This is a genomic window from Sulfitobacter sp. 1A12056 (genome assembly GCF_043558125.1).
GTDB lineage: Bacteria > Pseudomonadota > Alphaproteobacteria > Rhodobacterales > Rhodobacteraceae > Sulfitobacter > Sulfitobacter faviae.
This window is the reverse complement of record NZ_JBIFFY010000001.1, coordinates 381,579-404,644: the sequence shown is the minus strand read 5'-3', so window position 1 is coordinate 404,644 and position 23,066 is coordinate 381,579. Positions and strand designations below refer to the sequence as shown.

The 23,066-nt window shown below is 63.3% G+C and carries 20 protein-coding genes; 14 read left to right on the top strand and 6 right to left on the bottom strand.

Going from position 1 to position 23,066, the window contains the following annotated elements; genetic code table 11:
• Nucleotides 1–3 precede the first annotated feature (3 nt).
• On the bottom strand, nucleotides 4–912 hold the full coding sequence (locus ACGYLD_RS01975; RefSeq protein WP_168613237.1) for a MoxR family ATPase: 909 nt from the start codon (nucleotides 910–912) through the stop codon (nucleotides 4–6).
• Nucleotides 913–1,097: 185 nt separating this feature from the next.
• On the opposite strand from ACGYLD_RS01975, the gene ACGYLD_RS01970 reads away from it, so the two are divergent.
• The 8 genes from ACGYLD_RS01970 to ACGYLD_RS01935 all read left to right on the top strand — a co-directional run bounded on the left by ACGYLD_RS01970 (nucleotide 1,098) and on the right by ACGYLD_RS01935 (nucleotide 10,357).
• The gene (locus ACGYLD_RS01970) at nucleotides 1,098–2,117 is read left to right on the top strand and encodes a glycosyltransferase family 2 protein (protein WP_276153891.1); all 1,020 of its coding nucleotides are present in this window, start codon (nucleotides 1,098–1,100) and stop codon (nucleotides 2,115–2,117) included.
• Nucleotides 2,114–2,740: a sulfotransferase gene (locus ACGYLD_RS01965; RefSeq protein ID WP_271691466.1), complete on the top strand. Its 627-nt coding sequence runs from the start codon at nucleotides 2,114–2,116 to the stop codon at nucleotides 2,738–2,740. Before ACGYLD_RS01970 ends, ACGYLD_RS01965 begins: the two co-directional genes overlap by 4 nt.
• Nucleotides 2,740–5,094, top strand: a complete 2,355-nt coding sequence (locus tag ACGYLD_RS01960) for a glycosyltransferase family 2 protein (protein ID WP_271691467.1) — start codon at nucleotides 2,740–2,742, stop codon at nucleotides 5,092–5,094. Before ACGYLD_RS01965 ends, ACGYLD_RS01960 begins: the two co-directional genes overlap by 1 nt.
• A gap of 54 nt (nucleotides 5,095–5,148) precedes the next feature.
• Nucleotides 5,149–5,793 carry an FkbM family methyltransferase gene (locus ACGYLD_RS01955; RefSeq protein WP_271691468.1) on the top strand — a complete coding sequence of 215 codons (645 nt, stop codon included), beginning with the start codon at nucleotides 5,149–5,151 and terminating at the stop codon, nucleotides 5,791–5,793.
• Nucleotides 5,794–5,936: 143 nt separating this feature from the next.
• Entirely contained in the window at nucleotides 5,937–6,893 is a 957-nt protein-coding gene (locus tag ACGYLD_RS01950; protein WP_271691469.1) for a phosphoadenosine phosphosulfate reductase, read from the top strand.
• 49 nt (nucleotides 6,894–6,942) lie between these two features.
• The gene (pyrC, locus tag ACGYLD_RS01945) at nucleotides 6,943–7,974 is read left to right on the top strand and encodes a dihydroorotase (RefSeq protein ID WP_271691471.1); all 1,032 of its coding nucleotides are present in this window, start codon (nucleotides 6,943–6,945) and stop codon (nucleotides 7,972–7,974) included.
• A 55-nt stretch (nucleotides 7,975–8,029) separates the two neighbouring features.
• Nucleotides 8,030–8,707 carry an orotate phosphoribosyltransferase gene (locus ACGYLD_RS01940; RefSeq protein WP_271691472.1) on the top strand — a complete coding sequence of 226 codons (678 nt, stop codon included), beginning with the start codon at nucleotides 8,030–8,032 and terminating at the stop codon, nucleotides 8,705–8,707.
• A 150-nt stretch (nucleotides 8,708–8,857) separates the two neighbouring features.
• On the top strand, nucleotides 8,858–10,357 hold the full coding sequence (locus ACGYLD_RS01935) for a replicative DNA helicase (RefSeq protein ID WP_067268251.1): 1,500 nt from the start codon (nucleotides 8,858–8,860) through the stop codon (nucleotides 10,355–10,357).
• 378 nt (nucleotides 10,358–10,735) lie between these two features.
• On the opposite strand, the gene ACGYLD_RS01930 is transcribed toward ACGYLD_RS01935, so the two are convergent.
• Both ACGYLD_RS01930 and ACGYLD_RS01925 read right to left on the bottom strand, forming a co-directional pair.
• The gene (locus tag ACGYLD_RS01930) at nucleotides 10,736–12,043 is read right to left on the bottom strand and encodes an alpha/beta hydrolase family protein (RefSeq protein WP_394400853.1); all 1,308 of its coding nucleotides are present in this window, start codon (nucleotides 12,041–12,043) and stop codon (nucleotides 10,736–10,738) included.
• Nucleotides 12,044–12,143: 100 nt separating this feature from the next.
• Nucleotides 12,144–12,851, bottom strand: coding sequence for a sterol desaturase family protein (locus tag ACGYLD_RS01925; protein WP_276153892.1), 708 nt, complete (start codon nucleotides 12,849–12,851; stop codon nucleotides 12,144–12,146).
• A gap of 147 nt (nucleotides 12,852–12,998) precedes the next feature.
• Between ACGYLD_RS01925 and alr the strand changes: the two genes are divergently transcribed.
• The 5 genes from alr (at nucleotide 12,999) to purF (ending at nucleotide 18,894) form a co-directional block, all read left to right on the top strand.
• Nucleotides 12,999–14,042, top strand: coding sequence for an alanine racemase (gene alr / locus ACGYLD_RS01920; RefSeq protein WP_271691477.1), 1,044 nt, complete (start codon nucleotides 12,999–13,001; stop codon nucleotides 14,040–14,042).
• Nucleotides 14,043–14,322: 280 nt separating this feature from the next.
• Nucleotides 14,323–15,120, top strand: coding sequence for a DNA repair protein (locus ACGYLD_RS01915; protein WP_209217646.1), 798 nt, complete (start codon nucleotides 14,323–14,325; stop codon nucleotides 15,118–15,120).
• Nucleotides 15,121–15,224: 104 nt separating this feature from the next.
• A complete protein-coding gene (gene radA / locus ACGYLD_RS01910) occupies nucleotides 15,225–16,592 on the top strand; it encodes a DNA repair protein RadA (protein ID WP_271691478.1) in 1,368 nt (455 codons plus the stop codon).
• A 29-nt stretch (nucleotides 16,593–16,621) separates the two neighbouring features.
• Nucleotides 16,622–17,176, top strand: coding sequence for a CvpA family protein (locus ACGYLD_RS01905; RefSeq protein ID WP_067268241.1), 555 nt, complete (start codon nucleotides 16,622–16,624; stop codon nucleotides 17,174–17,176).
• A gap of 233 nt (nucleotides 17,177–17,409) precedes the next feature.
• Nucleotides 17,410–18,894, top strand: coding sequence for an amidophosphoribosyltransferase (gene purF / locus ACGYLD_RS01900; protein WP_209217844.1), 1,485 nt, complete (start codon nucleotides 17,410–17,412; stop codon nucleotides 18,892–18,894).
• A gap of 84 nt (nucleotides 18,895–18,978) precedes the next feature.
• On the opposite strand, the gene ACGYLD_RS01895 is transcribed toward purF, so the two are convergent.
• A complete protein-coding gene (locus ACGYLD_RS01895) occupies nucleotides 18,979–19,248 on the bottom strand; it encodes a hypothetical protein (protein ID WP_394400848.1) in 270 nt (89 codons plus the stop codon).
• Between the two features lie 199 nt (nucleotides 19,249–19,447).
• Here ACGYLD_RS01895 and infC point away from each other — a divergent pair, with 199 nt between their 5' ends.
• Nucleotides 19,448–19,996, top strand: a complete 549-nt coding sequence (infC, locus tag ACGYLD_RS01890) for a translation initiation factor IF-3 (protein ID WP_394401325.1) — start codon at nucleotides 19,448–19,450, stop codon at nucleotides 19,994–19,996.
• A gap of 111 nt (nucleotides 19,997–20,107) precedes the next feature.
• Here the strand turns inward: infC and ACGYLD_RS01885 are convergent, their stop codons facing one another.
• Together ACGYLD_RS01885 and ACGYLD_RS01880 are read right to left on the bottom strand one after the other, a co-directional pair.
• Nucleotides 20,108–22,054, bottom strand: coding sequence for an OmpA family protein (locus ACGYLD_RS01885; protein WP_394400845.1), 1,947 nt, complete (start codon nucleotides 22,052–22,054; stop codon nucleotides 20,108–20,110).
• Nucleotides 22,055–22,216: 162 nt separating this feature from the next.
• Nucleotides 22,217–23,005: a xanthine dehydrogenase family protein subunit M gene (locus ACGYLD_RS01880; protein ID WP_209217642.1), complete on the bottom strand. Its 789-nt coding sequence runs from the start codon at nucleotides 23,003–23,005 to the stop codon at nucleotides 22,217–22,219.
• Nucleotides 23,006–23,066 lie beyond the last annotated feature (61 nt).

The following is a 23,066-nucleotide window of genomic DNA, read 5'->3' as shown; positions in this document are numbered from 1 at the left end:
TGCTCAGCCAGGCGCCAGCGATGCGCGGGCCTGATCGAGAATGCGCGCCGCCTCGGAGCCTTGCAACTTGGCGATGTCATCTTGATACTTCAGCACGGCGCCCAGCGTATCGGCGATAACCTCGGGGCTGAGCGTTGTGACATCCAAAGCCAGCAGGCATTTCGCCCAGTCAATCGTCTCCGCCACGCCCGGCTTCTTGAACAGATCCTCGGTCCGCAATTGCTGGACAAAGGCCACCACCTCGCGGCTAAGCGCCTCTGCCGCCTCGGGCGCGCGGGCGGCAAGGATCGCCATCTCGCGCGAGACATCCGGGTAATCGACCCAGTGGTAAAGACAGCGGCGTTTCAGCGCGTCATGCACCTCACGCGTGCGGTTCGAGGTCAGGATCACAATCGGCGGCTCGGGCGCACGGATCGTGCCAAGCTCGGGGATGGTCACCTGAAAATCGCTCAACGCCTCCAACAAGAACGCCTCGAAAGGCGCATCGGTGCGGTCTAACTCGTCGATCAGCAGCACCGGGGCGCCGTTCTCATCCGGGCGCAGCGCCTGCAATAGCGGGCGTTCGATCAGGTAGTCGTCGCTGAACAACTCCTGCGTCAGTGCGCGCCGGTCAGCGCCGCCGCCTGCCTCCGCCGTGCGGATCGCCACCATTTGTGCAGGAAAATTCCATTCGTAAACCGCGCTGGAGGCGTCGAGCCCCTCATAGCATTGCAACCGGATCAACCGCCGCCCCAGACCGGCAGCCAGCGCCTTGGCGATCTCGGTCTTGCCGACGCCCGCCTCGCCCTCCAGAAACAGGGGCCGCCCCAGCGTGAGGCTCAGGAACACCACGACCCCAAGCGCGCGGTCGCAGACATAGCCCTCAGCGCTCAGCATCTCTTGGACCGCGTCGATCGTATCAATGTTTTTCATGGCCCCAGTGGTGCATTCCCGCCCCGCCCCGTCAAGAGGGCAGACCGCGCGGCGGCAGATTGACGGGATTTCCCCGCGCTGGCATAGTCCCGCGCAATAAACGACGGCTTCCGGCAACAAGGGGGTCACAGGGGCGGATATGGGACAGAGCATTTTCATCGCGATCCGGCGCGGCGGGGTCTGACATGCGCATCACCGCTGTCACCTGCGTCAAGAACGAAGGCCCGTTTTTGCTGGAATGGATCGCCTTCAACCGGGTGATCGGGGTCACGGATTTTCTATTCTACTCCAACGATTGCAGCGATGGCACCGATGCGCTGCTCGACGCGCTTGCCCGCCACGGTATCGTCACCCATCTGCCCAACCCGGCCACCAATCGAAACTACCAGATGCAGGCGCTCAAGGATGCGCGGCGTCACCCCATCGTCACGCAGGCCGATTGGGTCTGGATCGCCGATGTGGATGAGTTTCTGAACATTCATGTCGGCGACCACCGACTGCCCGCCCTGATCACGGCCTGCGGCAACCCGCAGGCGATTTCGCTGCATTTCCAGTTCTTCGCCAATGGCAGGGTCGAGGATTTTGCCGACGCACCCGTCATCGCGCAATTCACTCATAGCCATAACCCCGACATTTGGTGCGCCGATACGGCGATTGAGGTTAAGACCTTGGTCCGGCACGACTTTCCCTTGGGCTACTACGGGGCGCACCGGCCCTTCCACCATGACACGAAGCACCAGCCGCATTGGACCGATGGCGCAGGCCGACAGGTGCCTAAGCCCTTTCGCAGTGCCGCCACCAAACGGCGCATCCGCGCCTTTCCCGCCCGCGGCGCACGGCGCTTTGCCACGCTGAACCACTACGCGCTGCGCTCCCTCGACAGCTATCTGGTCAAGAACGACCGTGGCGACGTGAACCGCGAACACCGCGCTTTTGACGACAGCTATTGGCGCGACCGGAACGATGCAGCTTGGGAGGATCGCTCGATCCAGCGCTACCTGCCCGCCTTGAATGAAGAAATCGACCGCCTAAAAGCGCTGCCCCGCGTCGCCGATCTGCATGCCGCCTCCGTGGCCGCCCACCGCGCCCGCCGCGACGCGCTGCTGACCGATCCGAGCTACCGCGCGATGCAGGCGCAACTGCGCGCAGCCAGCCCGTTCTGCGCCGCCGAGGCGCGGATCCGCGCCGAGATCGGCCTCACATGACGGGGCCGCGGATCGTCAACCTCGGCCTGCCCAAGACCGGCACCACCACGCTCACGGATGCGCTGCGCCACGCCGGGCTCAAGGTCGCGGATTGGCGCATTCGCAAGGGCCAAAGTAGCTCTACCGAGATCACCGGCGCGCATGTAGGGCGGATCATCTATGCCGACTACTTCGCCAGCGGCGACCCGTTGGCGCGGCTGCATGAGTTCGACGTGATCAATGAGATGAGCGCCGTGCGCCATGACCGCAGCCTTTGGCCACAAACGGATTGGGGCGTGCTGAACGCCATTCAGCACCACCACCCCGAGGTCAAGTTTCTACTCTCGCACCGTGATCCGGCCAGAACGGCCAACAGCATGATGCGCTGGAACAACCTGGGCCGCCGCCGTTTGCCACAGGCCGATGTGCCGGGGCTGCCCCGCGGCTTTGGCCGCGACGAGGCCGAGCTTGCCCGGTGGATCGAAGGGCATTTCGCCTTCTGCCGCCGCGTCTTCGCCGGTTGTGCCAACTTTCTGGAGTTCGACATCGAAGACCCCGAGGCGCGCGACAAGATCGCGGATTATCTTGAGATCGACTTGCCGTGGTGGGGCCAAAGCAACACCGGCAAGGCGGAGGCCGGGTGATGCGGCTGACCCTCTTCATCGGTCCGACCGAACGCGCTGCCGCCCGGCTGCGCAACATCCTGCAACAGCAAAAGGACGCGTTGCTCAAGCAGGGGGTTCTCGCCGCTGACTGGAACCACGTCCGCCTCTATGCCGCTTGCGCCGCCCCGGAAGCGGTGGGGCTGCTACGGCACCGCCGCGGCTTGGACAGCCCCCTGATCGGCACCACCCTGCGCGATGAATTTCACGCGCTGATCCCCCATGAGCTGGCCGCGACCCGCGCCGATCATGTGGTGTTTAGCGCGGCGCAACTGGGCAACCTGCTGTCGCAGCCCGAGGAGCTGCGCGCCCTGCACGATCTGCTGCGCCCCTATTTCGACGACATCCGCGTGATCGCGCATCTTGATGAACAGGCACGGACGCTGGTCGCGCATTACGGCTTTGCCGTGGCCGAAAGCCGCCGTCATCCGCTGACGCAGGAACTGGCCTTGGCCGAGCGCGGCGACTGGTGGCAGGGCGCGCTTGCCCAGAGAGAGACCGCGCCGGACTTCGGCCTTTTCCCCGAGGTGCAAGCCCCTCCCTTTTGGCTCGATTATCAAGCGCTGCACGCCCATTGGGCCGCCGCCTTCGGCGCAGAGAAAATTACGTTTCGCCCGCTTGACCTGCCCCATCTTATGTCCAAGTCCGGGTCCACGGAGATCACCGAGAGCTTGGGCCTTTCCACGCCCCTCGGCCCGGTCGATCCCGGGCGCGCCCTCGCGGCCCTGCCCGCGCCTTGGCTGACGCGGATGCGGCAGTTCAACGATGTGCTGATCCGCTACCAACAGGCCCATGACCTCGCCTGTCCGCGCAGCACATGGAGCCAGATGTTGCAGGCGCTGCAAATCGGCGGCCCCGTGATCAAACCCGGAAGCCTCGCCGCGATCTCCGTCCATTTCGCCCGCGACAACGCCGCACTCATCACCCGTTTTCCAGCGCTGGATCAGGCGCTTACCCCCGACGCGCCCGAGGCCCCGTGGCAAGAAGCCGACCCCCAGTTCGGCTTTCGCGCCACCCAATACCTCGCCGCCTTCGCCCACCGCATCCGCAGCACCGCGACCCCGCTCGCGCAAAAACGCGCAGATGCCGAGGAGGCCCGCCGCTCTGCCGCGAGGTTCGAGGCGCTGTTGCACGATCCCGACGCCCCCGAAGAGACGCGCGCCGCCAATGATCGGCTCCTCACCCGACTAAAGGTCAACCACGAAACCATTCTGCGCGGCCCTTTCCGCCCCCACAACGGCGCAGCCCCTGCGGGCGAAGACCAACCCGCGCCCGCCTATACCGCCGTGCCCCCGCGCACATTGCCGTCCGGCAACAGCGGCAATGTCATCGTCGCCTGCATGAAAAACGAAGCGCCCTATATCGTCGAATGGGTGGCCTATCACCGCGCCGTGGGTTTTGATAACTTCCTGATCTACACCAATGATTGCAGCGACGGCACCGATGCCGTTTTGGGGCGTCTGCAAGACATGGGCATTCTCCAGCACCGCAACAACGACAATTGGAAAGGCAACTCCCCCCAACAACACGCGCTGAACCAAGCGCTGGAGGAACCGCTCGTCCGCCAAGCGGAATGGATCGCGCATATCGACGTTGACGAATTCGTCAACATCCGCACCGGCAACGGCAGGCTCGAAGACTTCTTCGCCGCCGCCCCCGAGGCCACGAATATCGCGATGACGTGGCGCCTCTTCGGCCACAACGGCGTGGCCGCCCTGTCGGAGGCCCCCGTGATCGGCCAATTCGAACACTGCGCACCGAGCTTTTGCCCCAAACCCCATACCGCATGGGGGTTTAAAACGATGTTCCGCAACCTCGGCGCCTATGGCAAACTATCCTGCCACCGACCAAACAAATTGGACGAGGCCGCGGTGTCCAAGATCAAATGGGTCAACGGCGCGGGCCGCGACATGACGCGCGACGCGCTGCGCAACGGCTGGCGGTCCTCGCGCAGCAACGTCGGCTATGATCTGCTACAGTTGAACCATTATGCCCTCCGGTCAGCCGACTCCTTCCTCATCAAACGCCAGCGCGGGCGCGCCCTTCACGTCGACCGCTCCATCGGGATCAACTATTGGATCCGAATGGACTGGAACGACCACCGCGACCTGTCGATCCAGCGCAATTTGCCCCGCCTGCGCGCCGAGATGAACCACCTCCTCACCGACGCCCAACTCCGCAAACATCACCAAGCGGGCCTCGACTGGCACCGCGCCAAGGCCGAAGAACTGCGCCAGACACCGGAGTTCCGTGATCTCTACCGCCAAGCGCTTAACATCAAGTTAACCGCGACAGAGCGCGCCGCCTATGCCCTTGCCCTCGATATGGAAAGCTGACCCGTGACACAGGCCGCGCCCCCGTCTGAACCCAATTTCATCCACTCCCGCGGCATGAAGTTTCCCGACGATCCGGCGATCCTGCGCGGGCGGATCCGCAAGCTGCTGCGACAGAACGCCTATGAAGCCAAGGAGAGTGAGGCCGCGCTGCGCGTCGTCCGCGAAGGCGACAGGGTGATCGAACTGGGCGGCGGGGTTGGCTATATGTCGACGCTGGTGGCCAGCAAACGCAATGTCGCCTCGGTCCATAGCTTTGAGGCGAACCCCAACCTCATCCCCTATATCCGGCGGGTCCACGCGGCCAACGGACTGTCGAACGCCCATGTCACCAACGCGATCCTCGGCCCCGCCCCCGGCAAGGCGGATTTCTATGTGCGCGACCGCATCCTGTCGTCTTCCCTGACCCGTTTCAAAGACGAAGACCCACCTGAGACTCATCAGATCGAGGTTCTCCACGCGGCTCAAGTCTTTGCCGATCTCACCCCAAGCGTATTGATTTGCGACATCGAAGGGGCCGAGGTCGATCTCATTCCCACCCTGCCCCTCGACACCCTCCGCGCCGCGATCATCGAATTACACCCGCAATGGATCGGCCCCGAGGGCGTCAACAAGGTCTTCGCCGCCTTCATGCAAGCGGGCTTGGCCTATTATCACCGCGGCTCGCACAACAAAGTCGTGGCTTTCCGCCGTAGGTGGTAACGCCCCCTCCCTAGTCGCGCCCCCGGAAAACCGTCACATTCTCTTCAATTTCTCACGGATTTTCCGCATTTTCGCCCTAATATCCGGCTACACCCAGCTGAAACGGCGGTTCTGCCCCGCCCCGACAAGCCCGAGGATGCCCGATGCCGCGCGAGACGCCCACGATCGAAAGCTCACTGGCCGATATGCCCAAACGCAAATGGCTGCGCGCGATTGAGGCCGTCGCCGAAGAAGACGGCTATTTCCAATCTCTGGGCAAAAGCCACTTCTCCGCCTTCATCGAGCGTGAGACGACCCTGCTCGTCACCTTCGAGACCTATCAGGGCATGCATGCGCTCTCTGACAAGGCGCAGCCCTTGGGCTGGGACATGGTGCGCAATCACGACTGGTCGCATCTGTGCCTTGCCAGCGACGGTGACACATGGTTCCGCGCCGAAGAGGTCTATGCCTATTTCGACCGGCTGATTGACGACGGCTTCTTCGACGAATTCGACCAAGTGCTCTTCTACGGCGCGGGCCCCTGCGCCTATGCTGCCGCCGCCTATTCCGTGGCCGCGCCCGGCGCGGCAGTGGTGGCGATCCAACCGCAGGCCACGCTGAACCCGCGCATCACCGAATGGGATGACCGTTTCGCAGATATGCGCATCCTCGATTTCACCTCCCGCTATGGCTATGCGCCCGATATGCTCGACGCCGCCGAACGGGTCTTCGTCCTCTACGATCCGCGCGAGAGGCTCGACGCGATGCATGCGGCGCTCTTCACCCGCGCCAATGTCACCAAATTGCGGATGCCCTTCATGGGCGATGCGCTGCAAACCGACCTGCTTGAGATCGACCAGCTAGACCCGCTGTTGCAAGCCGCCGCCGAAGGCACGCTGGACGCAGCCCGCTTCGCCGCTCTCTACCGCGCGCGGCGCGATTACCTGCCCTATCTGCGCAACCTCAGCCAAGCGATCAACACCCAAGGGCGCGAACTGCTGCTCGAAGCGCTCTGCGCCAATGTCTCAGCCCGGATGAAAGCCCCCCGCTTTGCCCGCCGCCTAGAACGCATCCGCGCCAGACGCAAGGCGCGCGTGGCCGAGGCCGCGACCGCCACCTGATAGGTTTTCAATCTGGCGCGCGGCCTCGCTCTGTGCTAGCCCCGCGCCCATGACACAAAGCCTCACGATCCGCCGTCCCGATGACTGGCACCTGCACCTGCGCGACGGCAATATGCTGCGCGCCGTGGTCCCGCACAGTGCCCGCGATTTTGCCCGCGCCATCATCATGCCCAATCTCGTGCCCCCCGTGGTGACAGGCGCTCAGGCCGCCGCTTACCGCGACCGGATCATGGCCGCCCTGCCCGAGGGCGCGGATTTCACGCCCCTGATGACCCTCTACCTGACCGAGGAGACGGACCCCGACGATGTCGCCCGCGCCCATGCTGAAGGGCTGATCCACGCCGTCAAACTCTATCCCGCAGGCGCCACCACCAACTCCGCTAGCGGCGTGTCGAACTTCGACAATGTCGCCCCGGTGCTCGACCGCATGGCCGAAATCGGCCTGCCCCTTTGCACCCACGGCGAGGTTACCGACAGCGAGGTCGACATCTTCGACCGCGAAGCCGTGTTCATCGACCGCGTGCTCGACCCGATCCGCCGCGCGCACCCTAAGCTGCGCGTCATCATGGAACATATCACCACCTCAAACGCCGTGGACTACGTCCGCAGCGCCGAGGCGGGCCTCGCCGCAACGATCACCACGCACCATCTGGTGATCAACCGCAACCACATCCTCGCCGGTGGCATCCGCCCGCATTACTATTGCCTGCCCGTGGCCAAACGCGAGACCCACCGCCTCGCCCTGCGCCAAGCCGCCACCTCAGGCGACGCGCGCTTTTTCCTCGGCACCGACAGCGCCCCCCATACCGACGGCGCGAAACTGCAACCCTGCGGCTGCGCGGGCTGTTTCACCGCGCCTAACACGATGGCGATCCTCGCTCAGGTGTTCGAAGAAGACGGCGCGCTCGACAAGCTCGAAGCCTTCACCTCGCTCAACGGCCCTGCCTTCTACGGCCTGCCGCCGAACGAAACACAGATCACCCTGCGCCGCGAAGCGCCCCAGCACCCCGACAGAATCGACACGCCCGACGGCCCGGTCACGGTCTTCGACCCCGGTTTCGATCTGCACTGGACCACCTGATCTTCATCCTTTCTTAAATACCGCTCCGACCTCTCCCCACCCAAGGACGCCTGCCATGATTCCCACCAGCCACCCAAGCCCCCAAGAAATGGCCCGCCTCACCGCGCGCATGTTGCTGGAGATCGGCGCGGTGCATTTCAACGCGGATGAGCCCTTCACGCTGGCCTCCGGCCTGCCGTCCCCCACCTATATCGACTGCCGCAAACTGATCTCGCACCCGCGCATCCGGTCCACGCTGATGGATTTCCTCACCGTCACCGTCATGCGCAACGCGGGCTTCGAGGCTTTTGACAATATCGCCGGGGGCGAGACGGCGGGCATCCCCTTCGCCGCCATGGTCGCCGAACGCATGGCCCTGCCGATGACCTATGTGCGCAAAAAGCCCAAAGGCTACGGTCGCAACGCGCGGATCGAAGGTGAGATGACGCCGGGCCAGCGCGTGCTACTGGTCGAAGACCTGACCACCGATGGCGGCTCGAAACTCAGCTTCGTCGACGCGATTCGCGAAACCGGGGCGACCTGCGCCCATACGGCGGTGATCTTTCACTATGGCATCTTCCCCCAGACCGAAAAGACCCTTGGCGACCATGGCGTTACACTCCACGCGCTCTGCACATGGTGGGACGTGCTGGCCGAGGCCCGCGCCCAAGGGGCCTTTGACGAGGCCACGCTGACGGAGGTCGAAGCCTTCCTGAACGCCCCGCGCGATTGGCAGGAATCCCGCAAAAGTTAACCGAATTTTCGCAAGATGTTGACCGAAGGCCCCACCACAAGGCAAAATGTGGTGGGGCCTTTTGTCGGTAAAGATATCCACAAAAGATACAATTTGCGCCGGGCGAACCCACTGGCTATGAGGTCCATCTGGGTAGAAATGGGTGAGGTCATGAACGAGATTACATCGCTGAACGCGAACCAATTGGCCGTGCAGGCACCGGAATCGATGCCGCATTCGATCGAGGCCGAACAGCAGCTTTTGGGCGCGATCCTGACCAACAATGACGTCTACGACCGTGTCGCGTCCGTCATCGGGCCTAAGCATTTCTACGAGCCGGTCCACGCCCGCATCTTCGACATCGCGGCTCAGCGGATCGCCAAAAACAACCTCGCCTCCCCGGTCACGCTCAAGGCCTTCATGGAAGACGACGAGGGGCTGAAGGAGCTGGGCGGCCCGGCCTATCTCGCCCGTCTCGCGGGTGCGGCGATCAGCGCTTTCGCCGTGCGTGACTACGCACAGATGATCTATGACCTCGCCGTGCGGCGCGATCTGATCCAGCTGGGTCGCGACATCTCGGCCAAGGCGGCACAGGTTGATGTCTCCTCCGAGCCGCGCGAGCAGATCGTCGAGGCCGAACAGGAGCTTTACAAGCTTGCCGAACAGGGTCAGGTGGAAAGCGGTTTCCAGTCCTTCCTGAAGGCCGTCACCGACGCGGTGAACGTGGCAAATGCCGCCTACCAGCGTGACGGGGGGCTTTCGGGCGTCTCCACCGGGCTTATCGACATGGACAAGAAACTGGGCGGTCTGCACCGCTCGGACCTTCTGATCCTCGCCGGGCGCCCTTCGATGGGTAAGACCTCGCTTGCCACCAACATCGCCTTCAACGTGGCCAAGGCCTACAAGCGCGGGATGAAGCCCGATGGCACCGAGGGTGCCATCGACGGCGGCGTCGTGGGCTTCTACAGCCTCGAGATGAGCGCCGAACAGCTTGCATCTCGGATTCTCTCGGAAGCCGCCGAGATCCCCAGCCACCAGATCCGCTCGGGCGACATGACCGAGGCCGAGTTCCGCCGTTTTGTCGACGCCGCCAAGGCGCTCGAAGCCTGCCCGCTCTTCATCGACGACACGCCTGCCCTGCCGATCAGCCAGCTTGCCGCGCGCGCGCGACGCCTGAAGCGGACCCACGGGCTCGACGTGCTGATCATCGACTACCTCCAGCTCGTGCGCGGCACCGGCAAATCCGAGAACCGGGTGAACGAGATTTCCGAGATCACCATGGGCCTCAAGGCCATCGCCAAGGAACTCGACATTCCGGTGATCGCCCTGTCGCAGCTCTCGCGTCAGGTGGAGAGCCGCGACGATAAACGGCCGCAGCTCTCGGACCTTCGGGAATCCGGCTCGATCGAACAGGACGCCGACGTGGTGATGTTCGTGTACCGCGAGGAATACTACAAGGAACGCGAGAAGCCCGGCGATCACGAGCTCGACAAGATGGCGGTCTGGCAGGAAGAGATGGAGCGTCTACACGGCCGCGCCGAGGTGGTGATCGGCAAGCAGCGTCACGGCCCCATCGGCACGGTAGACCTCAGCTTCGAGGGCAAGTTCACCCGCTTCGGCAACCTCGTGCAGCCTTGGCAGCAGGGCGGCGGGGACGATCAGGAGTTTTGAGGGGAGAGCCTTCCGTTTTCCCTGAGGAACGATTTTAAAGAACCTGGGGCCATCGCCTGCCTGCGGGTGGGCGATGCAACAAAAGTTCGGTACCACTTTATCTTTCAACTATGATGTGCGTGCCGCGAGGTCTCACCCAGCCTAGCCAAATCGCCTACCCGTCCGGGCGGGCAGGCGATGGCCCGGCGCCTGCGGCTTGATTCCGGGCTGCGTGGCAACCTCGACTGGTGCTTTTGCCGCCATGATCGGTCTTAAGGAACGCCATGCCGAACTTCACCTAGTGGCCCCCCTTTCGCCAAGCAGGCTATGGCCCGGCGCCTGCGGCCTGATTCCGGGCCCGGTGGCAAAAGGGCCCGGCAACGCTACCGGGCCCCAGCCTCACTCAGCCGCCGACTTCACCTCATACATCAGCCCCTTCGCGGTCCCTTCCGGAAAACCCTTCCAGTAGCTGTGGTCCTCCTTCTCGGTCCCATCCTCCTCGACCGACCAGACGCCGTCGTTCGAGTTCTCTACCAGATCGAGATACGCCGCCTTCTTACTCTCACCCTTCAAATGACTATCCATCCACGCGGTCACGAAATGCTGCGCGATGTTGTTCATCCGCGCCGTGTCCCAGACCGCGTCGGTGTAATGCTCGGAAATGTTGAAGCCCTTGTCCTCGCTGAAGTAATAGGCTTCCTCTGGCGCCGGCATGGGCGCGCCCGCGTTGTGGCCCGCATTCATGTAGGTCAGCAGCGCGCGGTCCACGTTCGAGGTGTTCTCCCAGATCGCCCGGATGCCGTTTTCGTAGAGCGAGGTATCGTCCTGCGAACCTGCGATGAACAGTATCGGGTTCTGGACCCCCGCCAGCCCCTCTGCATCCCAGAAGCCGCGGTTCATGCCCCAAGGGCCGAAAGCCACGGCGGTCTTGATGCGCGGACCGGGCAGCGCGTCATGCGTCTCGGAGCCCGCCTGATGAATGCCTAGCGTCCCGTGCGGCCCGCCCCAAGTGTAGCCGACCGATGCCTCCGTCACCCCGCCCCCGGCGGTGATGATCGCGCCGTAGCCGCCCATGGAATAGCCGATCAGACCTGTGTTCTCGGCATCATAGAGCCCCGCGAAGTCACCGCCCTCCGCGGCCTTCTGCGCCATCTGCTCCAGCACGAAAAGCTGGTCCAGCGAGCGGTTCACCAGTGTCGAGCCAAAAGCCGCCTGCGTGCGGTAGGTGCTGTCGGTATGGTCGATCGAGGCCACGACATAGCCTTTGGAGGCGAGGTTCTCTGCCAGATGCGACATGAGGTACCGGTTGCCCGGATAGCCATGGCTGATCAGTACCAGCGGAAAGGTCTCGCCCTCCGCCGGATCGACGTCGCGCATGGCCTGTCCCTCGAGCGTGACCTCGGTGGTGCCGTCGCGGAGATAAGCCTTGAAGGAGGTCTCGCCCTCCGCCCCCTCGGCGGCGGGATAATACATCTCGACCGTGAGCGGCCGGTCATAGCGCGGCATCTCCTCAGGCTTGTCGGCGGCGGGGTCGATGGCGAGGATGTCGATCTGGCCGGGGTTGACCATCTCCAGTGTCCGCACCCCCACGGCATAGTCGCCATAGGCCGCAAGTTCGGGCGCATTCGGCAATTGCCGGTCGATCCGGTTCTCCGCCTGCGCCGCGCCAGCGGTAAGGCCCGCGGCAAGCAGGGCTGTGGTGGTCATATGTCGGTGCATGGTTCGTCCTCCCTTGAATTGGGCCAAGCCTACCCGGGCCACGGGAACAGGCAAGCGCCCTTCGGGTAACGTTACGGAAGTTTCACATCTATCCCCGCGCGGCGCGCGCCACTTCGGCCTCGTTCAGCCCGTATTTCCCGGCGAATTTCGCTCGGGCGGCCAGCAGTCTTGGATCGTCGGGCTGCATCCCCAAGGTGCGGATAAAAGCCACCCGCTGCTGCTGTTTCAAAGCCTCGGTGTCGATATCGGTGCCCATGGCCCGGTCAATGATCTCCCCGCCCGGGCTGACGTGGAACCACTTGTTGAAGTCGCGAAAGTGATGCTGGTTGTGCAGCCGGGTGACATGCAGCTCCACCGCCGTTTTCGGCACCGTCAGATGCGCCGTCATGTGAAACCACTCATAGCCCAGAAAGGTCAGCACCCCACCCAGAGGCACGATCGCCGTGGCGATCCAGATGCTCGCCTCGACCCCCAAAAGCGCCGCGATGCCCCAGACCAGAAGGAAATTCCCCACGAGCATCGGCAGCGCGACCCAGAGCGGCACGAAGAACAGCCCGTGATTGGTCGGGAAGTCATGGTGCCCATAATGCGCGCGGTATAGCAGATCGAAGGCCCACTGCCGCTTGGGCGGGGCAAGGTGAAAGACATGGCGGTGCAGGTTGTACTCATTAAGCATCTGCGCCGCGCCCCCCAGCGGCACCAGCGGCCAAGACCACAGCGGCGCCCCCCAAAGCATCGCAACAAAGGCCACCACAGCGGCCAGCGCCATGAGCGACACGCCCGCATGGCCGAACATGATCTTGATCCTTGACATCCGCCTGACCTCCCCATCCTGCGCATCCGGTAGGCAAAACTGTAACAAATCCCCCGCCTCCCTGTCGCGCATGACGTTAGGTGCCCTTGGCCGCTTGACCTCCCCCCTCATTCCGGCCCACATCCGCGCATGACGAAATCGACCCTGACCATCGACCTTCAAGCCATCGCCGACAACTGGCGCGCTCTCGACCGTATGACAAAGGCCGAGACTGCCGCCGTGGTCAAAGCCGACAGCTATGGGCTGGGCGCCGCCCGTGTGGCCAAGACATTGGCCGAGGCCGGGGCGCGGCAGTTCTTCGTGGCCCTTACCGAAGAGGGGGTGGCCCTGCGCCAAGCCTTGGGCGAAGGCCCGGTGATCAATGTCTTTTCCGGTCATATGGCGGGAGATGCGGAGGCGATTGCCGGTGCCGCGCTGACGCCGATGATCAATTCGACCGAGCAACTGCTGCGCCAGCTAGAGACCCTGCCCGGCCATGCTTTCGGCATCCAACTCGACAGCGGGATGAACCGGCTGGGGATGGAGCCCGCGGAATGGGCGGCCCTGCGCGACATCGCGCTGAGCCAGAACCCCAGGCTGATCATGTCGCATCTGGCCTGCTCGGACGCGCCGGATCATGAAATGAACGATGCGCAACTGCGCAGTTTCAGCGACATGACCCAAGGGGTCGAGGTGCCGCGCTCGCTCTCCGCAACGGGCGGCATTCTGCTGGGGCCGGAGTATCATTTCGACGTCACCCGGCCCGGCATCGGTCTTTACGGCGGGCGCCCTTTCACAGAGGCGCGGCCCGTGGTCATCCTCGACGTGCCGGTGATCCAGACCCGCAGCGTTACCCCCGGGGAGACTGTGGGCTATGGCAACACTTGGACTGCGGAGAGCACCGTGAAGCTCGCCACCGTGGCCGCGGGCTACGCCGACGGCCTTCTGCGCGCGATGGGCAATGCGACCGGCACCGCCTGTTTCCAGCATGAGGGTGTTACCCTGCCCATCCTTGGCCGCGTCTCAATGGACCTGATCACGGTGGATGTCTCTGCATTGGAGGAGGTGCCCGCGACCCTGCAACTGCTGGGGCAAAGCCAAGGCATTGACGATTTGGCGGATTGGGCGGGCACGATCGGCTATGAGGTGCTCACCTCATTGGGCGCAAGATACGCGCGAAACTACGCCGGTTAGGTCGGCGATTTTCCCCCGCATCGCAGCACGCCGCCGAGAGAGTCGCTGCGCGACTCACTGGCGTTCCCCCACGGTACGCATCGCCCCTGCCCTGCGCTGCCGATCACGAATTGCACGGCGCAGGCGCAAATAACTTCCGAAAAACCTGCGGTTGTGCCATAATCTTGGCAAAACTACGTTAAATCCTCAGCATAATCCCGCAGGGAATGGGAACAAAGAAGGATAAGGAGGCGTTGGTCGGCAGAAACTTGCTTAGTAGCTCTTCCAGGGGGGAGAAAGTATGTCCCAGCTTCGTTCCTTTGCCTACCTCATTCAATTCGCCTTTCAGCGGCTCGCCGTTGTGGTTTTTGCCCTCGCCGCGCTTGCCCTTACGGGGGCCAGCATCATGGCGGCCCTTGGCCTTTGGAATTGGATCAGCCTTGATCTGCAATACGGCGGTGAGCCTGTCGAAAACGCCGGGATGTACGCCCAACTGGCGCTGACCGTCCTTGCTGTGGGCCTGTGCTTTTTCCTGCCCACCAACCGCCGTGTCATGCAGCTTGAGACCTCGCACCGTCAGTTCAATGTCGGCATGCAGGACGTGGCCCGCGCCTATGCCGCCGTGCACGCCGCCGACCGGGCCGAAACCTTTCAGATGAGCTCGGAATTCGATTCGGTGCGCGAGCGTCTGGCCTATCTGCGCGATCATCCCGACCTCGCCACGCTGGAGCCTGCCGTGCTGGAAATGGCCGCTCAGATGAGCCACGTGGCCCGCGATCTGGCCGAAGTCTATTCGGATGAGAAACTGGCCCGCGCCCGCAGCTTCCTCAAGCAGCGTCAGGAAGAGGTCGAACTCTTCAACAGCCGCCTCGATCAGGCCAAAGCGATCTCGACCGAGATGAAACATTGGCTGCATGAAGTCGAACTCGAAGAAAGCGTCGCCGTGGCCCAGCTTGAGCGTCTGCGCGAGGAAATGCGTGAGATTATGCCTGAGCTTGGCCTTGAACGTGTGGTCCAGACCGAAACACCTGAGCGCAAGCCTGAGACGACATCGCTCGACAATATCGTGATCGACCTGCCGCCCAAAGCCGCTGAGTAATTCCAGCGGCGGCATCCGGCCCATTGGGTTCCCCCCCGGGATCATCACCCAAGGGCCGGATGCTTTTCCTTTGACGCCATCGGGCACCTGCGCGAAAAGGGCCCATGGCCAAATCCTCCTCCAGTTTTTCCTGCGCCGAATGCGGCGCGAAACATTCCAAATGGTCCGGGCGCTGTGACGCCTGCGGCGCTTGGAACTCCATCGTCGAAGACAAAGGCATCTCCGCAGGGCCGCCCAACAAATCCTTGGGCGCAAGGCGCGGCTCTGCCATTGAACTCACCGATCTTGCCACACAAGAAACCCCGCCCCCGCGCGCACAGTCGGGCATTGCGGAGTTGGACCGCGTGTTGGGCGGCGGGCTGGTGCCCGCCTCGGCGATCCTCGTGGGCGGCGATCCCGGCATCGGGAAATCGACCCTTCTGCTGCAAGCCGCCGCGCATTTCGCCAACTCCGGCCTCAAGACGATCTATGTCAGCGGCGAAGAAGCCAGCGCGCAGGTCCGCATGCGCGCGCAGCGTCTTGGCCTTTCCGAAGCGCCGGTGAAACTCGCGGCGGAAACCAACCTGCGCGACATCCTGACCACGCTCGAGGCCGAGCGCCCGCAGCTTGCCATCATCGACTCGATCCAAACCATGTGGGCCGACAACGTCGAAAGCGCGCCCGGATCGGTCAGTCAGGTCCGCGCCGCGGCGCATGAGTTGACCAGCTTCGCCAAACGCCGCGGGGTCGCGGTGATCCTCGTGGGCCATGTCACCAAGGAAGGCCAGATCGCTGGCCCCCGCGTGGTGGAGCATATGGTCGACACCGTGCTCTATTTCGAAGGTGAGCGCGGGCACCAGTTCCGCATCCTGCGCGCGGTGAAAAACCGCTTTGGCCCGGCGGATGAGATCGGCGTTTTCGAGATGACGGGCGGCGGTCTGTCAGAGGTGATCAACCCCTCGGCGCTGTTCTTGTCGGAACGCGGACAACCCTCTCCCGGTTCGGTCGTCTTTGCGGGCATCGAAGGCACCCGGCCTGTCTTGGTCGAACTTCAGGCGCTCGTGGCCCCCTCGCCCCATTCTCAAGCACGCCGCACGGTGGTGGGCTGGGATTCGGGGCGTCTGGCGATGATCCTCGCGGTATTGGAAGCGCGGTGCGGAATTCCTTTCGCGGGGCTGGATGTCTACCTTAATGTGGCGGGCGGGATGAAGATCTCCGAACCCGCCGCCGATCTCGCCGTGGCCGCCGCGATCTTGTCGGCGCGGGAAGACGCGGCCCTGCCCGCCGAAACCGTTGTTTTCGGAGAGATTAGCCTCTCCGGTGCGCTGCGCCCCGCCAGCCAGACGGAAAACAGGTTGAAAGAGGCGCAAAAACTTGGTTTTACGAGCGCTATTGCACCGCGCGGCGGCAAGGCTGTGGGTGTGACCGGAATTGCGCTGAATACGATGAGCGATCTGACCGGATTTGTTGGCGAAATTTTCGGGGCGGGCTGATCCCCCCTTAGACGAGGGCGAGAACGCGCATGGACGGTTTTACCATTATTGACGGGGTGGTCGCGGTTGTCATCGTGCTATCGGCATTGCTGGCCTATGGCCGCGGGCTAGTGCGCGAGTTGATGGCGATTGTCGGCTGGATTGCAGCGGCCGTGCTGGCCTTTCTCTTTGCGCCGCAGGTCGAGCCGCTGGTGCGTGAACTGCCCTATGTGGGCGAATTCTTGGCCGATAGCTGCGAATTGTCGGTGATCGGTGCCTTCGCGCTGGTCTTTGCCGCGGCGCTTATCGTGGTCTCGCTCTTCACGCCGCTGTTCTCCTCGCTCGTGCACCGCTCTATGCTGGGCGGCGTGGACCAAGGGCTTGGCTTCATCTTCGGAGTCGTGCGCGGCGTGCTGCTCGTCGCGATTGCCTTCTTCGTCTACGACACCGTCATCACCGGTGAGCGGACCACAATGGTCGAAAACAGCCGCTCCGCCGCCGTGTTCTCGCGCTTCACCGGCCAGATCGAAGAAAAAGACCCGCAAGAGGCGCTCGGCTGGATCACCAACCGCTATGAGGCGCTGGTGGGCAAATGTAGCGCCTAAGGCCTTCATAATCTCTTAACATAATCCTTTTAGACAGGCGGCCAGAGCATCATGGCCGCCTGATTTGCGTTTGGGCTTGGCAGGTTACGGGGGGCGCCTCCTTGGCGGGCAATGCGGCGCTTTATCCTGCCTCATGCCCCCCGCAGGCGACATGCGGGGTGACAGCCGCTTGCGAAGCCCCTACATAGGCAGCGACCTCACCCGGATTCGGAGTTGCCCCGTTGTCCAAGCACATGCCGCCCGCCCATCCCTTTGACACTTCCTATCTGCGTGACAGCGGAGATGAGGATAAACTGAAGGAGGAATGCGGCGTCTTTGGCGTGGTTGGCGTTGCCGATGCCGCCACTTTCGTGGCCCTTGGCCTGCACGCCCTCCAGCACCGTGGACAAGAGGCTGGCGGCATCGTCAGCTACGATCCCGCCGCCGGTTTCCAATCGGCCCGCCGCTTTGGCTATGTCCGCGACAATTTCACCTCGCAGGATGTGATGCAGACCCTGCCCGGCGAGCTGTCCATCGGTCACGTCCGCTATTCGACCTCTGGCAACAAAGGCCCCACCGCGATCCGCGACGTGCAGCCTTTCTTTGGCGAGTTCGCCATGGGCGGCGCCGCGATTGCCCATAACGGCAATATCACCAACGCCAACGCCCTGCGCCGTGAGTTAATCGAGCGGGGCTCGATCTTCCAATCCTCATCCGACAGTGAGTGCATCATTCACCTGATGGCCCGATCCTTGCAGCAAAACATCCCCGAGCGGATGGAAGATGCGCTGCGCCGGGTCGAGGGGGCCTTTTCGGTCGTTGCCATGACACGCACCAAGCTGATCGGCGTGCGCGATCCGCTGGGGGTGCGCCCGCTGGTGCTGGGCCGTGTCGGCGATGGCTGGGCGCTAAGTTCGGAGACCTGCGCGCTCGATATCATCGGCGCGGAATTCGTCCGCGAGATCGAACCGGGCGAGATGGTGGTGATCACCGAGAAAGGGGTCGAAAGCCATTTCCCCTTCCGCCGTGTCGCCTCGCGTTTCTGTATTTTCGAACATGTCTACTTCAGCCGCCCCGACAGCATCCTCGGCGGTCGCTCGGTCTATGAAACGCGTGAGAATATTGGCCGCGAACTGGCCAAGGAAAGCCCTGTGGAGGCCGATCTCGTCTGTCCCGTGCCTGACAGCGGCACCCCGGCGGCGATTGGCTATAGCCTTGAATCCGGTATTCCCTACGCGATGGGGATCATCCGCAACCAGTATATGGGCCGGACCTTCATTGAGCCGACCGAGCAGATCCGCAACATGGGGGTCCGTCTCAAGCTCAACGTCAACCGTGCGCTGATCAAGGGCAAGCGGGTGATCTTGGTCGACGACTCGGTGGTGCGCGGCACGACCTCGCGCAAGATCAAAGAGATGATCCTCGACGCGGGCGCGAAAGAGGTGCACTTCCGCATCGCCTCCCCCCCCACGGCTTGGCCCTGTTTCTACGGCGTCGACACCCCGCAGCGCGAAAAGCTACTGGCGGCGACCATGTCCGAGGATGAGATGCGCGACCACTTGCAGGTCGACAGTCTCAAGTTCATTTCGCTCGACGGTCTCTACCGCGCGGTGGGCGAAGCCGAAGGCCGCAACGCCGACTGCCCGCAGTATTGTGACGCCTGTTTCTCGGGCGACTACCCGGTGACCCCTGCCGATCAGGTTAAGGAAGGTTTCCAAATGAAACCCGCCGCCGAGTAATCCGTCAGACGGATCAAACCAAAGCAAAGGCCGCGCCCGGTTCCCAGGACACGGCCTTTGCTTTACCGCGCTGCGCGGAGCCGCTTAATTCTGCGCCGCAGGCTCCCCCGCGTCATTGGCGCTCTCGGTTGCGTCATCCACGGCATCGCTGATCGCCTCCCCGGCGGCATCCACGCTGCCCGCGATTGCATCGGCGGCGTCTTCAGCGGCGTTGGTCATATCTTCGGCCACCTCGGGCGCATTGATCGCCTCGGAAGCTTCGATGGCCACTTCCTGCGGCCCTTTGCCGGTGAAAAGCATATAGCCCGCCAGCGCAATCAGCGCCGCCACGACCAACCAGACCAGATTCTTCATTCCATTCCCCTTAATCTACGCCCCGCGAGGTTAAAGATTTCCCCCGGGGCCGCATAGCCGTGAATTGCGCCACAATCGCCCCAGATCAAGGGTAAATCGCCCCAAAGCCCACGCATAGCGTGATTTTGCGACTTGAAGATGGCCCCACGCGGGTTTACCTTGCATTCTCGAATTAGGTAACAATCAAAGGACCATCACCATCGCTCGCAGACCTCATAACGCGCCGCCCCAACGTGACACCGGCCCGCGCGTCAACGACAAGATCCGTGCCCCCGAAATCCGCCTGATCGGTGCCGATGGCGAAAACGTCGGCGTTGTCTCGCCACAGCGCGCCATGGAAATGGCCGATGACGCCGGCCTCGACCTTGTTGAAATTTCGCCCAATGCCAAGCCGCCCGTGTGCAAGATCATGGATTTCGGCAAGTTCAAATATGAACAGCAAAAGCGCGAGAGCGAAGCCCGCAAGAAACAGAAGATCATCGAGATCAAAGAGGTCAAGTTCCGTCCGAACACGGATACGAACGACTACGATGTGAAGATGCGCAATGTCTTCAAGTTTCTTGAAGGTGGCGACAAGGTGAAGGTTACCCTCCGGTTCCGTGGCCGTGAGATGGCGCACCAGAACCTCGGTCGTGAGCTTTTGGAGCGCGTCGCTGCCGACACCAAAGAGATCGGCCGGGTGGAGAACTTCCCCAAGATGGAAGGGCGCCAAATGGTCATGGTGATCGGGCCGCTACCCAACAAGTGATCAGCTCAATCGGGTCCGCATGACGGGCCCGACTGGCCCATTCACCATCCAATAACGCAAAACGCCCCCGGATCGCTCCGGGGGCGTTTTCTGTTTGGGGTGCTGGTCTGCTTAGCGCAGCAGACCTGTAATGTTGCGCACCACGGCACGACGGTTCGCAGGTTCCGCCGACGTGGTCGGCACGCGCAGCTGGCTCTCGCCATAGCCTTGCGTGATCAGGTTGGCGGGCGGCACATCAAAGTACTCGGTCAGCGCCAGCGCCACGGTCTCCGCGCGGCGGTCCGACAGGGCGAGGTTATAGCTCGCATCGCCCACCGCATCGGTGTGACCTTCGACGAGGATCACGGTGCGCGGGTCCTTCTGGATCAGGTCACGCAGTGTGGTCCCGATATTGGCCAGTGCGCGGGCCTGTTCCGGCTGGATCGCGGCAGAGCCGGTGGGGAAGCGTACGGCATCGAGTTCCAGTTCCGGCGCGAGGGAGCGTACCTCACGAATTTCGCGCACCTGACGCAGGGAGAATGTCCGCCCCTGATCGTTGCGCATCTCAGCTTGCAGGGCCTGACGCAGCGCAGCCTCATCTTGGGTGCTGGCGCGCTGTGCCTGCTGGGTCTGCTGGACCTGCGGTAGATCGTTCACGACGACTTCGCGCTCTTCCACGAGGTCATCGACCAGCACATATTCACGGCCCTGCGCGTCAAAATTCGTCCGGCGCAGCACGGTGCCATCCCGCGAGCGGATGGTCTCGACCCGGCTGCCGTCGCTTTTGGTCACGATGGTCCGGGTGGAGCCGTCGTCGAAGGTCTGGGTCTGCACCTCGTCACCGGGGCGGCGGAGCAGTGCGTTGTCATCCTTCAGGACGCGCAGCTCGCCTGTGTCGTCCTGCACGACCACACGGTCACCGGAGCGGCTGACGATTTTCTCACCGTTGTTCAGCACCGAGCCGACAGCGACGGCCCCAAGGCCAAGCAGCAGCGCTTTTTCGAAGTCCGACATCCCGCTGTCGTCGTCCTCAGCGGCGGCGGCATCGGCTTCGCCTGCCGCAGTCACTTCGGTCTCGAAGTCTTCGTCCGAACTGCGCACGTCTTCTTCGGTAACTTCTTCGGTCACGACTTCGGCGTCCGCATCGCTTTCGGCAGCAGCGGCGGCGGCGGCGGCAGCTTCACGCTCGGCGCGGCGTTGCTCACGGCGCTCTTCGCGGCGTTCGGCACGGCGGGCTTCGCGGCGCTCTTCACGGGCTTGGATCTGCTCTTCGGTCAGACCGGCGTTGTCTTCCTCGCCGACCGCTTCGCCGCTGGTTTCGGCTTCCATTTCGGCCTCGGCTTCTTCCGAGGTCTCGACGGCAGTCTCATTGGTTTCCGCGCCAGCTGCAGCTTCGGCGTTTTCGTCGGTTTCTACGCTTTCGGTCGCCTCAGCATCAACTTCATCGGTCGCTTCGGCTTCAGCTTCCACGTCCTGCGCAATCTCAGCCTCAACGTCTTCGTCGATCTCGGCCTCGGCCTCTTCCTCAACCTCGGCTTCGCTTTCCTGCTCGGCTTCAACTTCCGCGTCGGTCTCAACCTCTTCCTCGACTTCAACCTCGCCCTCAGTCTCGGCGGTCATCTCGGCTTCGGCCTCGGCGGTCTCCGCTTCCGCTTCGCTTGCGGTTTCCTCTGCCGCCTCTTCTGCGGCTTCAGCCTGCGCCTCTGCTGCGTCCGCGGCCTCTTCGGCCTGTTCGGTCACGTCGTTCACGGCAGCCGCAGCAGCGTCACCCGTCGCTTCAACCGCGCCAGTTGCCTGATCCAGCAGCGAACCCGCCTCGGCTTCGGTCTCCGCCTCGGCCTCGACCTCTGCTTCACCTTCCGCTTCGACTTCCGCCTCGGCCTCACCGCTCAGCCCGGCCATAACACGAAGCTCTTCGGCACTTTCTACCGTCTGATCATCGAATGCGCATGGGAATTCGGTCGCTTCGCCCACGGGGCCGCATTCATTCAAATTTTGCTCCTGCGCAAAGGCGCCATGGGGGAAAGCCAAGGCAAGGCTCAGACCCAGCGAAGTCGTAGATCTCAGTAGGTTTTTCATGTTCACGTCCTCATCATTACGGGAACGCCGTTCGGGCAGCGCTTGTCACCCAACGCATGATGGGGGCGCTGGTTCCGCTATCCAATATCAAGAGCTTACCCCATGAAAATACCGCGCCCCCTATAAGGACGCGGCAAAAGTTTACGCTGCTGTTATCGGCTATCAGGCGATGGCGGCCACGGCGCGGCGGGTCATCACGCCGCACAGATGGGCGCGGTAGGCGCCGCTGCCGTGCAGATCGCTGATCATGTCGCCCGCGTCGAGGGCCAGCCCCTCCAAAGCTTCCGGCGCGAAGCGTTCCGAGAGGGCAGTTTCGGCTTCGGTCCAGCGGAAGACACCGTCGTTCGACGCACCCGTGATCGCCACGCGCACCCCATCGCCGAGGCGCGCGACATAGGCCGCGACCAGCGGGAAGCGCGAGGCGGGCTGAATAAATTTCTCGTAATGCGCGGCCTCAGGGATGGGGAAACGGACGCCGGTGACGATCTCCCCTTCCTCCAACGCGGTGGTGAACATGCCTTGGAAATAGTCATCCGCGGCAATCTCGCGGCGGTCGGTCTCAATCGTCGCGCCACTGGCCAGAGCGCCCGCCGGGTAGCAGGCAGAGGGGTCGTTATTGGCGAGCGATCCGCCGATGGTCCCCCGGTTGCGCACCGCCGGGTCGCCGATCCGTGCGGCGAGGCTGGCGAGCGCCGGGTAGCTCTCCGCCGCCTCGCGCATGACCGTGGCATGGGTCGTGCCGCCACCGATCCAAAGCGCGCCATCGCGCATCTCAACCCCTTTGAGCGCATCGATCCCCGCCAGCGACACCAGAACCGAGGGCATCGCCAGCCGCGCCTTCAGCGTGGGGATCAACGTCTGACCGCCGCTGAGCGGTTGCGCATCCTCCTGCCCCAAAGCCTTGACCGCATCCGCCACGCTGCTGGGGCGCTCTACTTCGAAATCATACATCTTTCATCCTTCCCAGAGGCCGCCCGAGCGTCGCCTCTTTTCTCAAACCAATCTTCAGCAG